Genomic DNA, 13,313 nt, shown 5'->3' with positions numbered 1-13,313 from the left:
TTTCCTGCTTCAAGACTATTGCAGGGCGTAATGGGCTGTCTATCCCCCGAAACGCTGCGCGGCAGTCAGACGGCGCTCGGGCGCGGCATTCAGCGCCCCTGCGGTAGGGCGCAGGTGTATCTGGCCGCAGTCACAGCGGCAAAACAGCTTCGCATAAACAACAACCCCGGCGCGAGGCCGGGGCTGTTGATGGTGCAGCGGTCGTTTAGCCGACCCACACACGGGCGTTGCGGAACATGCGCATCCAGCCGCCGTCCTCGCTCCAGTCATCCGGATGCCAGGAGTTCTGCACCGCGCGGAACACGCGCTCGGGGTGCGGCATCATGATGGTGACGCGACCGTCGCGGGTGGTCAGGCCGGTGATGCCGCGCGGCGAGCCGTTCGGGTTGGCCGGGTAGCGCTCGGTCATGCGACCGCGGTTGTCGACGTAGCGCAGGGCTACGGCGTTGGCAGCTTCACAGGCATCAACGGCGGCGCTGCTGGCGAACTCGGCATGACCTTCACCGTGGGCGATGGCAATCGGCAGACGGCTGCCAACCATACCGCTGAGGAAGATCGACGGCGAGGGCTGAACTTCAACCATGGCAACCCGCGCCTCGAACTGCTCGGAGCGGTTGCGCACAAAGCGCGGCCAGTGGTCGCTGCCCGGAATCAGCTCACGCAGGTTGGAGAGCATCTGGCAGCCGTTGCACACGCCAAGGGCGAAGGTGTCCGGGCGGGCAAAGAACGCGGTGAAGGCTTCACGGGCAATGCTGTTGAACAGAATCGACTTGGCCCAGCCCTCACCGGCGCCGAGGACATCGCCGTAGGAGAAGCCGCCGCAGGCGACCAGACCGCGGAAGTCGGTCAGGTCAACGCGGCCGCTGAGGATATCGCTCATGTGCACGTCGACCGCGCTGAAACCGGCGCGGTTGAAAGCTGCCGCCATCTCGACCTGACCGTTGACACCCTGCTCGCGCAGAATGGCGACACGCGGGCGAACACCATTGCTGATGAGCGGTGCGGCAACGTCGTCGTTGATGTCGAAGCTGAGCAGCGCGTGCAGGCCCGGGTTGGCGTCGTCGGCGATGTTCTCGAATTCCTGATCGGCGCACTCGGCGTTGTCACGCAGGCGCTGAATCTGCCAGCTGGTTTCGCTCCAGGCCTGTTGCCAGACCGCGCGGGTGTTCTCCAGCACCGGCTTGCCGTTGAACTCGAAGCGGATGTTCTGCTCGCTGCTCGGCTGGCCGATCACCGCGCTGCAGTCACCCAGACCGGCGGCAGACAGCTGCGCCAGCACTTCCTCGGTGTCGTCCTGGGATACCTGAATGACCGCGCCCAGCTCTTCGTTGAACAGCACCTCGGCCAGTGTGCTGGCGTCCTGCGCCAGTACGTCGAGGTTGATGTTCAGGCCACAGCGGGCGGCAAAGGCCATCTCGGTCAGAGTGGTGAACAGGCCGCCGTCGGAGCGGTCGTGGTAGGCAAGCAGCAGCTCGTCCTGGTTCAGGCCCTGGATCACGGCAAAGAAGGCCTTGAGGTCTTCGGCGTCGTCCAGATCCGGCACCTGCTGGCCGATCTTGTTGTAGACCTGCGCCAGCGCCGAGCCGCCCAGGCGGTTCTGGCCACGGCCCAGATCAATCAGGATCAGGTCGGTTGCGCCATGATCCAGACGCAGTTGCGGGGTCAGGGTGGCGCGCACGTCCTGTACCGGGGCAAAACCGGTAACGATCAGCGACAGCGGTGAGGTAACCGACTTCTCCTTGCCGGCTTCATCCCAGCGGGTCTTCATGGACATGGAGTCCTTGCCGACCGGAATGGTAATGCCCAGCTCGGGGCACAGCTCCATGCCGACTGCCTTGACGGTGTCGTACAGGCGCGCGTCTTCACCCGGGTGACCGGCAGCAGACATCCAGTTGGCCGACAGTTTGATATCGGACAGCTTGGCGATACGCGCGGCAGCCAGGTTGGTCACGGTCTCGGCAACCGCCATGCGCCCGGAGGCCGGGGCGTTGAGCAGCGCCAGCGGCGTGCGCTCACCCATGGCCATGGCTTCACCGGTGTTGACGTCGAAGCTGGTGGAGGTGACGGCACAGTCAGCCACCGGCACCTGCCAGGGGCCGACCATCTGGTCGCGGGTGACCATACCGGTGATGCTGCGGTCGCCGATGGTGATCAGGAACTGTTTGCTGGCCACCGCCGGCAGGCGCAGTACGCGCTCGGCAGCATCGCTCAGGTTCAGCTCGTTGGCGCTGAAGTCGTCGCCCTGCTCCGCTTCACGCTCGACGCTGCGGTGCATGCGCGGCGGCTTGCCGAGCAGAACCGACAGCGGCATATCGACCGGCTGGTTGTCGAAGTGGCTGTCGTTGAGCAGCAGCAGTTGTTCTTCAGTCGCTTCACCAACCACGGCGAAGGGGCAACGCTCACGCTGGCAGATGGCTTCGAAACGCTCGAAATCGGCGTTCGGCACGGCCATCACGTAGCGTTCCTGGGATTCGTTGGACCAGATTTCCAGCGGGCTCATGCCCGGCTCGTCGTTCGGTACATTGCGCAGCTCGAAACGGCCGCCGCGACCACCGTCGTTGACCAGCTCCGGGAAGGCATTGGACAGGCCGCCCGCGCCCACGTCGTGGATAAAGGCGATCGGGTTCTTGTCACCCAGCTGCCAGCAGCGGTCGATGACCTCCTGACAGCGGCGTTCCATTTCCGGGTTCTCACGCTGCACGGAGGCAAAGTCCAGATCCTCGGCGCTGGAGCCGGTAGCCATGGAAGACGCCGCGCCGCCGCCCAGACCAATCAGCATCGCCGGGCCGCCCAGCACGATCAGCTTGGCGCCAACCGGAATGTCAGACTTCTCGACGTGAGTCGCACGAATGTTGCCCATACCGCCGGCGATCATGATCGGCTTGTGGTAACCACGGGTTTCCGGGCCACGGGGCGAGTCAATGGTGGTCTCGAAGGTACGGAAGTAGCCGTTCAGGTTCGGACGACCAAACTCGTTGTTGAACGCAGCACCACCGAGCGGGCCTTCGATCATGATCTGCAGCGGGGTAACAATGCGCGAGGGCTTGCCGTTGTCTTCTTCCCACGGCTGAACGAAGCCCGGGATACGCAGGTTGGACACGGTAAAACCGGTCAGGCCGGCCTTCGGCTTGCCGCCGATACCGGTAGCACCTTCGTCACGAATCTCGCCACCGGAACCGGTAGACGCGCCCGGGAACGGGGCAATCGCGGTCGGGTGATTGTGGGTTTCCACCTTCATCAGGATGTGCACCGGCTCTTCATGAGCGCGGTACTCATTACTGCCCGGCACCGGGAAGAAACGGCCGGCGGTGAAGCCCTCGATCACAGCCGCGTTGTCTTTATACGCCGACAGCACGCCTTCGCTGTGCATCTGATAGGTGTTCTTGATCATGCCGAACAGGCTCTTGTCCTGCGCCTGACCGTCGATATCCCAGCTGGCATTGAAGATCTTGTGACGGCAGTGCTCGGAGTTGGCCTGGGCGAACATCATCAGCTCGACGTCGCTCGGGTTGCGACCAAGGCCGGTGAAGCTCTCGACCAGATAGTCGATCTCGTCTTCGGCCAGCGCCAGACCGAGGCTGCTGTTCGCCTCAACCAGGGCGTCGCGGCCACCGGCCAGAATGTCGACACGCTGGAACGGCTTGGGCTCGGTGTGGGCAAACAGCGGCGCCGCAGCCTGCAGATCGTCCAGCGCCAGCTCGGTCATGCGGTCGTGCAGTTCGGCTTTCAGCGTCGCGCGGTCGGCGGCGGACAGCTGACCACTGACGTAATAGGCGATACCGCGCTCCAGACGCAGCACCTGACTCAGACCGCAGTTGCGGGCGATATCGGTTGCCTTGCTGGACCAGGGAGAGATAGTGCCGAAGCGCGGCACCACCAGCACCAGCTCGCCGGCCGGCTCTTCGACCGGAACAGACGGGCCGTAGCGCAGCAGACGATCAAGAACCTGTGCGGATTGCTCGTCCAGCTCGCTGCTCAGCTCGGCGAAATGCATGAACTCGGCGTACACCCCGGTCACTCCGGCAAGGCGGCCTTGCAGCCTGGCGAGCAACTTGGTACGACGAAAATCGGAAAGGGCTGGGGCTCCACGCAGGATATGCATGTCGGTATCGGCCTCGGGATGCGAACAGTGGGAAAAAAGAGGCGCATAGGATACCCCAAGCGGGCTTGTTGAGCCATGCCGAGCGCAGTCACCCGACCAGCCGTGCCGATTGCGCTGGCGACTATTGCCGCACCGCGCTTTTGCCTATACTGGCGCCATGCATCGACCAGCCTTTCACCCTCCCCGTTTCAAGGCTCTGGCCACCGCGCTCTGCGCTGTTCTGCTGGCCGCCTGTGAGCAAAGCAGTCAACTGGAGCAGATTCAGGAGGCCGGTTCACTGCGGGTAATCACCCGCAATACGCCTACCACCTACTACCAGGATCGTAACGGTGATACCGGTCTTGAGTATGAGCTGGCCAAGCGCTTTGCCGACAGCCTGGGCGTGTCACTGGACATGCAGACCGCCGACACCGTGGACAGCCTTTACCACCAGCTTGCTGATGCCGACGGCCCGCAGCTGGCTGCAGCCGGGCTGACGGTCAACCCGGCGCGCAGCGAACAGGTCCGGTTTGCCACGCCGTATCTCGACGTCATTCCGCAGGTCGTCTATCGCCGCGGCAGTCGCAAACCGCGCAGCATTGAAGATCTGTACGACAAGCGCCTGATGGTACTCAAGGGCAGTACCCTGGCTGACCAGTTACGGGAGCTGCAGGCCAGCCACCCGGAGCTGACCTTCGAAGAATCCGACAACGTGGAAGTCGTCGACCTGCTGCGCATGGTCAACGACGGCGAGATCGACAGCGCGGTGGTCTACTCCAACGAACTGGTCGTCAATCAGGCGTTCTATCCGGCGGTCAGCGTGGCCTTTGACCTCGGCGATGGCCAGCCGATGGCCTGGGCGCTGCGCGAATATACCGATACCACGCTGCTGGATGCGGTTAATGGCTTCTTCGCCGCGATCAAGGACGACGGCACGCTGGACCAGTTGATCGAGCGTTTCTACGGCCATTCCGACGTACTCGATTACGTCGGTGCCCGCGCCTTCGCCACCCACATGCAGACCCGCCTGCCGCGCTACGAGACCTATCTGCGCCAGGCCGGCGATCAGAACGGTCTGGACTGGCGCCTGCTAGCCGCGATGAGCTACCAGGAGTCGCTGTGGGATCCGGACGCCCGCTCGGCAACCGGCGTACGCGGCCTGATGATGCTGACCCTGCCGACCGCCAAGTTTGTCGGCGTCACCAACCGGGTTGATCCGCAGCAAAGCATCAACGGCGGCGCCCGCTACCTGATCTGGGTACGCGACCAGATTCCCGCGGACATTCCGGAGCCGGACCGCACCTGGTTTGCGCTGGCGGCCTACAACGTCGGCCTCGGCCACCTCGATGACGCCCGCAAGCTGACCGCCGAGGGCGGCCGCGACCCGAATCGCTGGATTGACGTGAAGGATTTTCTGCCGCTGCTGCAGAAAAAGCAGTGGTACAGCAAAACCCGCTACGGCTATGCCCGCGGCTCTGAACCGGTGCACTACGTACAGAACATCCGTCGCTACTACGACATCCTGCAGTGGGTCACCCAACCTCAATCCGAATCACGCCAGCAACCCGCCGAGCAATATCACGCACCGGGGATTCTCGAGCAGTTGCCGGATGGGGTGTAGCGCAGCGCTACACAGCTGCAAGCTATAAGCTGCAAGCCTCAAGCTAAAAGCAAAACCACCTAAGCCGCGAAGTGGGTGGTCATAGCCTGGTGCCGTCTTGATGCCACCCTGGCGGAGACGCCTCCGCCTGACAACACCGAGACACATCGTCGGCCCGTAGGGAGGACTAAGCGCAGCGTGTCCGCCGCGTTCCCGCAAGTGCCGAGGCTCAACGTATTTTGCCGGCTTGATGCCACCCTCGCGGACACGCCTTTGGCTTTGTCCGCCCTACAGGAAGGTCGCCGACGAATGGGATGAAACACCTCGCGCGCACCGCCACGCAGCAAAGAACCATAAAAAAACCCGCGCGATTCAACACCGCACGGGTTTTGCTTGCAGCTTAAGGCTTGCAGCTTGTGGCTACGCCTTACGCCTATCCCTGAAAAACGCCGACAACAGCGCCCCACACTCCTCGGCCAACACCCCACCCTCAACCTGAATGCGGTGGTTCATCCATGGCTGATCAAGCACCTGGCTGCGGCTGGCGACGGCGCCGGCACGCGGTTCGCTGGCACCGTAAACCAGACGTGCGATGCGACTGTGAATCAACAGGCCGGAGCACATGGTGCAGGGTTCGAGGGTGACGTACAGGGTGGTGCCGGGCAGGCGATAATTCTGCAGGGCCGTTGCGGCCTGGCGGATGGCAACCATCTCGGCATGGGCGCTGGGATCAAGACTGGTGATCGGCTGGTTGAAACCCCGGCCGATCACCTTGCCATCCTGAACCAGCACGGCGCCGACCGGGACTTCGCCCCGCTCGGCAGCCAGCCGGGCTTCGGCCAGCGCCAGCCGCATAAAGTCGATATCCGCTGGCGTCATGGCGAGCCCCTTTCAACAACCGATCAGATCAGCTTGCGCTCGCGCAGCAGGCCAACCACCTGCTCCACGCAGCCTTCCAGATCCAGCTCGGCGGTGTTGAGCACCAGATCGGCATCGGTCGGCGCTTCATACGGGAAGGACACACCGGGAATGGTGCCTTCGACGTTGGCCGCATAGATACCGGACGGGTCACGTTGCTGGCAGACCTCCAGCGGGGTGTTCAGGTGAACCAACAGGCAGCGGTCGCCGAGGATGTGACGCGCGGTGGCGCGGCTTTCCTCGGTCGGCGCGACGAATGCACCGATGGCAATCAGGCCCGCTTCGTTCATCTGACGCGCAATACGTGCACCCTTGTGCAGGTTCTCTGCACGGCCGGCAGCGTCCATCGCCAGACCTTTGCTCAGGTCTTGACGCAGGACCTTGCCATCCAGCACGTAGCAGGCACGGCCAGCGTCAAACAGCTTGCGTTCCAGCGCGTAGGCGATGGAGCTCTTGCCTGCACCGGACAGACCGGTGAACAGGACGGTAACCGGCTCCTGACCAAAGCGCTCGGCCCGTTCGGTCGCCGTTACGTGGGCCAGACGGCCATGGTGACCACCCGTGGTGTTCTGGCCATCCTGCGCCTTGGCGACGATCATGCCCGCGCCTACAGTGCCGTTGGTCATGCGGTCGATGACGATGAATGCACCGGAGGTGTGGTTGGTCTGATAGTCGTCATAGGCAATCGGACGTTCCAGGGCAACCTGTACCCGGCCAATCTCGTTCAGCGCCAGCTGGGCAGCGGGTTGCTGCTCCATGGTGTTCACGTCGATACGGTGCTGAATACGGGTAAAGGACGCCGGACTGTAGCTGGTAGCGCGCTTGATGTCGTACTTGCGGCCCGGCTGCATCGGCTGCTCGGCCATCCACACCAGCGTTGCTTCAAACTGATCACCGATCAGCGGGCGATTGTCGGCGTGGCACAGCATGTCGCCACGGGAGATATCGATTTCGTCTTCCAGCGTCAGGGTGACTGCCTGACCTGGCCCGGCTTCTTCCAGCTCACCGTCAAAGGTGACGATGGATTTGACGCGGCTGCCCTTGCCGGACGGCAAAACGGTCAGCTCATCGCCCTTGCGCACCACACCCGAGGCAATGGTGCCGGCAAAGCCGCGGAAGTTCAGGTTCGGGCGGGTTACCAGCTGAACCGGGAAGCGCAGGTCGGTGGTGTTGCGATCGTTGGCGATCTCGACGGTCTCGAGAATTTCCATCAGCGACGGGCCGGTGTACCAGGGGCTGCGCTCGCTGCGGTTTACAACGTTGTCGCCCTTGAGCGCCGACATCGGCACAAACTGCACCTTGTCACCGTCGAGCAGTTCCAGCCCGCTGGCGAACTGCAGATAGTCTTCGCGAATCTTGTCGTAGACGGTCTGATCGAAGTCCATCAGGTCCATCTTGTTGACCGCAACCACGATGTGCTTGATGCCCAGCAAGGATGCAATGAAGCTGTGACGCTTGGTCTGGGTCTGCACGCCGTAACGGGCGTCGATCAGAATGATCGCGAGGTCACAAGTAGAGGCACCTGTCGCCATGTTGCGGGTGTACTGCTCATGGCCGGGGGTATCGGCGATGATGAACTTGCGCTTGGCGGTGGAGAAGTAGCGGTAGGCAACGTCGATGGTGATGCCCTGCTCACGCTCGGCCTGCAGACCATCAACCAGCAGCGCCAGATCCACTTCCTCACCGGTGGTACCGGACTTCTTGGAGTCACGGGTGATGGCTTCCATGTGATCTTCATAGATCATCTTGGAGTCGTGCAGCAGACGCCCAATCAGCGTGCTCTTGCCGTCGTCGACGTTACCGCAGGTCAGAAAGCGCAGCAGTTCCTTGCGTTCGTGCTGGCTCAGGTAGGCCAGGATGTCCTGGCTGATCAGATCGGATTGATGCGACATCTATCAAAGCTCCAAGCTGCAAGCTGCAAGCGACAAGCGGCCCCTGCAGCTATTCGGTAATTCGGTTAATCAAGCCTGTCAGCATGCGCGACAGCTCGCGGGTCTCACTGATCCAGTGTGTGGCCAGTGTCAATTCCAGAAACTCTATCTACTGCCCCACCATCAACTGGGTTCGCACCTCAGCGCATGAGCCCTTGGCGACGCTGAGAAAATACCGCTTCTCGGCGTTGCCTCCACGTTCCATCCCCTCGGCAATATTACTGGGAATAGACAGCGCGGCCCGTGTCAGCTGGTTCCGAAACCCGTAATCGGGGCAGTTTGCCAGCGCTCTGTACATGGCAACAGACAACGCCTTTCCACGCTGCCACACTTCAAGCCGTTCGAAATCCATCAGCAACCTCCATGTTGCCTGCTCAAGCAGCCCTCCAACGCGACTCAGCTCAGCTTGTCGCTTGCTGCTTGAAGCTTGCGGCTTTAGAAATAGCCCTGCCGCTTCTTCTCTTCCATCGAGCCGGCGGAGTCATGGTCGATGACGCGGCCCTGACGCTCGGAGGTTTTGGTCAGCAGCATTTCCTGGATGATTTCCGGCAGCGTGGCGGCGCTGGATTCGACGGCGCCGGTCAGCGGGTAGCAGCCCAGGGTACGGAAACGGACCATTTTCATTTCCGGGGTCTTGCCATCCAGCGGCATGCGGTCGTCGTCGACCATGATCAGTGAGCCGTTGTATTCAACGACCGGACGTTCGGCGGCGAAGTACAGCGGCACAATCGGAATGCTTTCCAGATAGATGTATTGCCAGATGTCCAGCTCGGTCCAGTTGGACAGCGGGAACACGCGAATGCTTTCGCCCTTGTGCACCTTGCCGTTGTAGATGTTCCACAGCTCGGGGCGCTGGTTCTTCGGGTCCCAGCGGTGGTGCTTGTCACGGAAGGAGTACACGCGCTCCTTGGCACGGGACTTCTCTTCGTCACGGCGCGCGCCACCAAAGGCCGCGTCAAAGCCGTACTTGTCCAGCGCCTGCTTCAGACCCTGGGTTTTCATCACGTCGGTGTGCACTGCACTGCCATGAGTGAAGGGGTTAACGCCTTGGGCAACACCTTCCGGGTTCATGTGCACCAGCAGGTCGAGGTCCATTTCCTTGACCATCTTTTCGCGGAACTCGTACATCGCCTGGAATTTCCAGCCGGTATCCACGTGCAAAACCGGGAACGGCAGACGGCCAGGATAGAACGCCTTGCGCGCCAGATGCAGCATCACGGCGGAGTCTTTACCGATCGAATAGAGCATGACCGGGTTCTGGAACTCGGCAGCCACTTCACGAATGATGTGGATGCTTTCCGCTTCCAGTTGCTTCAGATGGGTCAGTTTTTCCAGCATGGTGTACTCACGTTGAATGGCTAGCGGCCGCACGGCCCGATTCGACTGGCAGGCATTGTAGCAAAGGGAGTTTCTTATAATAAGCAGCCGATCAAGAACCTTCGGCTATATGGATATGAAAAAAAGCAGCGGCAAGCGGCAAGCGTAATCAGGGTGAGTGCCGCGACTGGGTCGTCCGGCGCTTCCTGAAGTTCTTTTCACCCTCGCCCCTCCACAACCGAAACCCAGCGCTACGCGACCGTGAGGGTTTTGCTTGAAGCTTGCAGCTTGAAGCTTGTAGCTCAGCGCTACGCGCTGCCTACACCGGATTATCAATATCGATAAACCGATGCTCCAGCCCGAACGTCGCGGCCAAGTGTTCGCCCAACGCCTTTGCGCCGTAGCGTTCGGTGGCGTGATGGCCGGCGGCGTAGAAGTGGATGCCGTTTTCGCGGGCGGCGTGTACCGTTGGTTCGGAGACTTCGCCGGTGATAAAGGCATCGACGCCAAGGGCGATGGCCTTGTCGATATAGCCCTGCGCCGCGCCGGTGCACCAGGCAATGCGCTTGACCGGCCGATCATGGCCGGCCACAAACAGCGGCTCACGCTGCAGCCGGGCGGCCAGCAGGGCGGCCAGCTCCTCGCCCGCGCACGGCGCGGCCAGCTCGCCGGTCAGCCCAACCGATCGGGGGTTGTTCGGCTCCAGACCGCCACTGATCTGCCAGCCCATCAGCCGCGCCAGCTGAACGTTATTGCCCAGCTCGGCGTGCACATCCAGTGGCAGATGGTAAGCCACCAGATTGATGTCGTTCTGCAACAACGCTTTGAGTCTGCGCTGTTTGACACCGACAACGGCGGCTGACTCGCCACGCCAGAAATAGCCGTGATGCACCAGCAGCAGATCCGCCTGGGCCTCTACCGCGGCGTCAACCAGCGCCTGACTGGCAGTCACGCCGCTGACGATACGACGAATCTCGGTACGCCCCTCAACCTGCAGCCCGTTGGGGCAGTAATCCTGAAAGCTGCCGCTATCAAGCAGCTCGTTGCAGTAGCGAATCAGCGCGTCGCGATCAACCATGGTGCCTCCGGTGGAGTCAGCGGGAAAAGGCCACATTGTCCGGCGTCCGCCGAACGGTTACAAGGATGTCACCAATGCCCTGCAGAATCCGGTACGAGCCCGTATAATGCCGCTCACACCGGTCGGCAACGGCCTGCACAGATGACGGGTAGGGGTTTGATGAACGCACTGTTACGCTCGATGGGGTGGCCGGTTGTCTGCGGTATCCTGCTGGCCCTGCTGATCATTCAGCAATTCCCGCAATGGATCGGCCTGCCCGCCCACGACATCGTCCTGCGTGAGGTTTCAGCGCAGCGTTCAAACATGGGGCTGGTGTCCTACAGCCGCGGCGTGGAGCGCGCCTCACCTGCCGTCGCCAATATCTATACCAGCAAGGCAGTCGAACCCGGTGTCGACGGCTCACTGCGCGACTATGCCGACAGCCTGCCCGCGCCGGCCCGTCGCCAGTCCAGTCTGGGCTCGGCGGTGATCCTCAACCCGGATGGCTACCTGCTGACCAACAATCACGTGATCGCCGGCGCCGACGAAATTCTGGTTGCACTCAAGGACGGTCGCGAAGCACTTGCCACCCTGATCGGCACCGATCCTGAGACCGATCTGGCGGTACTCAAGATCGACCTGCCAAACCTGCCCGCCATCACCATCGACTCCCGTGACGAGCAGCGTATCGGTGATGTGGTCATGGCCATCGGCAACCCCTTCGGCCTCGGCCAGACGGTCACCATGGGCATCATCAGTGCCACCGGCCGTAACCAGCTGGGCCTCAACACCTACGAAGACTTTATCCAGACCGATGCGGCCATCAACCAGGGCAACTCCGGTGGCGCACTGGTCGACGCCGAAGGCAATCTGATCGGTATCAATACAGCGATCTTCTCCCAATCGGGCGCAGCGCAGGGTATCGGTTTTGCCATTCCGGTGAGGCTGGCGGTTGAAGTGATGCAGGCGATCATCCAGCACGGTCATGTGATCCGCGGCTGGCTGGGAGTAGAAGTGCAGCCGCTGACACCTGAGCTGGCCGAGTCGTTCGGATTGGATGTCAGTCAGGGCATCGTGGTGGCCAGCCTGTACCGCAATGGCCCCGCGTGGAATGCCGGCTTGCTGCCGGGCGACGTGATTCTGAAGATCGATGGCGAGCCGGCAACCAGCGGCCGTCAGGCGATGAACCAGGTGGCCCGCGCCAAACCCGGCGACAGCATTCGACTCGACGTGCTGCGCAACGGCGAACCCGCGAGCTTCACGGCGGAAGTCGGGGTTCGCCCGTCGTTCAGGACCTAAAGCAGGGTATCCAGCGCCGCCAGCAGTGCGGCGTTCTGCGCTTCAGTTCCAATCGTGATACGCAGGAACTGATCAATACGCGGCAGCTTGAAGTGACGCACGATCACCTTCTGCTCACGCAGCCCCTGGGCCAGCTCGGCAGCATCGCGGCTGCCGTGGCGGGCGAACACGAAGTTGGCCTGTGACGGCAGCACCTCGAACCCACGCTCGGTCAGCGCTGCACTCAGCGCATCGCGGCTGCGCATCACCGCCTTGCGGGTCTGATCAAACCAGGCCTGATCCTTGAATGCCGCAACCGCCCCGACAATCGCCAGACGATCCAGCGGGTAGGAGTTGAAACTGTTCTTGATACGTTCCAGCGCCTCGATCAGATCAGCATGCCCCACAGCCAGACCGACCCGCAGCCCGGCCAGAGAGCGCGACTTGGAAAGCGTCTGGGTTACCAGCAAGTTCGGATAGCGATCCACCAGGCTGATTGCGGTATCGCCGCCGAAATCGACGTAGGCCTCATCCACCACCAGGACCGAATCCGGATTGGCGGCCAGAATGACCTCAATCTCAGCCAGCGGCAGACCGACCCCGGTAGGCGCATTGGGGTTGGGAAAAATGATGCCGCCATTGGCCTGACGGTAATCGGCCGGATCAATGGTGAAGTCCTCGCGCAGCGGTTGCGGCGCAGACTCGATCCCGTACAGGCCACAGTAGACCGGATAGAAACTGTAGGTAATGTCCGGGAACAGCACCGGCTTGCCGTGCTGAAACAGGCCATGAAAGATATGCGCCAGCACTTCATCCGAACCATTGCCGACAAACACCTGGGACGGCTGCACGCCATAGTAGCGGGCAATCTCGTCTTTCAGGGCATCAGCATTCGGCGCCGGATACAGACGCAGACTGTCATTCAGCTCAGCCTGAATGGCATCCACCACCAGCGGCGACGGGCCATAGGGGTTTTCATTGGTATTGAGCTTGACCAGGTTTTCGACCTTGGGCTGCTCACCCGGCACATACGGCACCAGGTCCTTGACGAAGGGGCTCCAGAAACGACTCACGGGCAATCCTCGATTGAGCTACAAGCGACAAGCCGCAAGCTTCAAGCCAACCCCGGCG

9 protein-coding genes are annotated in these 13,313 nt (G+C 62.0%); 2 read left to right on the top strand and 7 right to left on the bottom strand.

Features of this window, described 5'->3' with window-relative positions; all coding sequences use genetic code 11:
• Positions 1–205: 205 nt before the first annotated feature.
• Positions 206–4,102, bottom strand: coding sequence for a phosphoribosylformylglycinamidine synthase (gene purL, locus B7O88_RS00675; RefSeq protein WP_088273258.1), 3,897 nt, complete (start codon positions 4,100–4,102; stop codon positions 206–208).
• Between the two features lie 157 nt (positions 4,103–4,259).
• Here purL and mltF point away from each other — a divergent pair, with 157 nt between their 5' ends.
• Positions 4,260–5,702 (top strand): membrane-bound lytic murein transglycosylase MltF, encoded by a 1,443-nt coding sequence (mltF, locus tag B7O88_RS00670; RefSeq protein WP_088273895.1) that lies wholly within the window; start codon positions 4,260–4,262, stop codon positions 5,700–5,702.
• Between the two features lie 399 nt (positions 5,703–6,101).
• On the opposite strand, the gene tadA is transcribed toward mltF, so the two are convergent.
• The 5 genes from tadA to B7O88_RS00645 form a co-directional block, all read right to left on the bottom strand.
• The gene (tadA, locus tag B7O88_RS00665) at positions 6,102–6,560 is read right to left on the bottom strand and encodes a tRNA adenosine(34) deaminase TadA (protein WP_235005695.1); all 459 of its coding nucleotides are present in this window, start codon (positions 6,558–6,560) and stop codon (positions 6,102–6,104) included.
• Between the two features lie 23 nt (positions 6,561–6,583).
• Positions 6,584–8,491, bottom strand: coding sequence for a sulfate adenylyltransferase subunit CysN (cysN, locus tag B7O88_RS00660; protein WP_088273257.1), 1,908 nt, complete (start codon positions 8,489–8,491; stop codon positions 6,584–6,586).
• A 148-nt stretch (positions 8,492–8,639) separates the two neighbouring features.
• A complete protein-coding gene (locus B7O88_RS00655; protein ID WP_328587502.1) occupies positions 8,640–8,882 on the bottom strand; it encodes a four helix bundle protein in 243 nt (80 codons plus the stop codon).
• An 83-nt stretch (positions 8,883–8,965) separates the two neighbouring features.
• Positions 8,966–9,868: a sulfate adenylyltransferase subunit CysD gene (gene cysD, locus B7O88_RS00650; RefSeq protein ID WP_088273256.1), complete on the bottom strand. Its 903-nt coding sequence runs from the start codon at positions 9,866–9,868 to the stop codon at positions 8,966–8,968.
• A gap of 298 nt (positions 9,869–10,166) precedes the next feature.
• Entirely contained in the window at positions 10,167–10,925 is a 759-nt protein-coding gene (locus B7O88_RS00645; RefSeq protein WP_088273255.1) for a Nif3-like dinuclear metal center hexameric protein, read from the bottom strand.
• 159 nt (positions 10,926–11,084) lie between these two features.
• Between B7O88_RS00645 and B7O88_RS00640 the strand changes: the two genes are divergently transcribed.
• Positions 11,085–12,203 (top strand): S1C family serine protease, encoded by a 1,119-nt coding sequence (locus B7O88_RS00640; protein WP_088273254.1) that lies wholly within the window; start codon positions 11,085–11,087, stop codon positions 12,201–12,203.
• Here the strand turns inward: B7O88_RS00640 and hisC are convergent.
• Entirely contained in the window at positions 12,200–13,255 is a 1,056-nt protein-coding gene (gene hisC, locus B7O88_RS00635) for a histidinol-phosphate transaminase (RefSeq protein WP_088273253.1), read from the bottom strand. The two genes, B7O88_RS00640 and hisC, sit on opposite strands and share 4 nt — an antisense overlap.
• Between the last annotated feature and the right edge of the window lie 58 nt (positions 13,256–13,313).

Origin of the sequence: Halopseudomonas aestusnigri (genome assembly GCF_002197985.1) — a bacterium.
GTDB lineage: Bacteria > Pseudomonadota > Gammaproteobacteria > Pseudomonadales > Pseudomonadaceae > Halopseudomonas > Halopseudomonas aestusnigri.
This window is presented reverse-complemented; position numbering and strand designations above follow the sequence as displayed.

Coding starts and splice junctions, on each gene's coding strand:
- tadA (WP_235005695.1), bottom strand. CDS start 6,560: ATGACGCCAGCGGATATCGACTTTATGCGGCTGGCGCTGGCCGAAGCC.
- purL (WP_088273258.1), bottom strand. CDS start 4,102: ATGCATATCCTGCGTGGAGCCCCAGCCCTTTCCGATTTTCGTCGTACC.
- B7O88_RS00645 (WP_088273255.1), bottom strand. CDS start 10,925: ATGGTTGATCGCGACGCGCTGATTCGCTACTGCAACGAGCTGCTTGAT.
- cysD (WP_088273256.1), bottom strand. CDS start 9,868: ATGCTGGAAAAACTGACCCATCTGAAGCAACTGGAAGCGGAAAGCATC.
- B7O88_RS00640 (WP_088273254.1), top strand. CDS start 11,085: ATGAACGCACTGTTACGCTCGATGGGGTGGCCGGTTGTCTGCGGTATC.
- mltF (WP_088273895.1), top strand. CDS start 4,260: ATGCATCGACCAGCCTTTCACCCTCCCCGTTTCAAGGCTCTGGCCACC.
- cysN (WP_088273257.1), bottom strand. CDS start 8,491: ATGTCGCATCAATCCGATCTGATCAGCCAGGACATCCTGGCCTACCTG.
- B7O88_RS00655 (WP_328587502.1), bottom strand. CDS start 8,882: ATGGATTTCGAACGGCTTGAAGTGTGGCAGCGTGGAAAGGCGTTGTCT.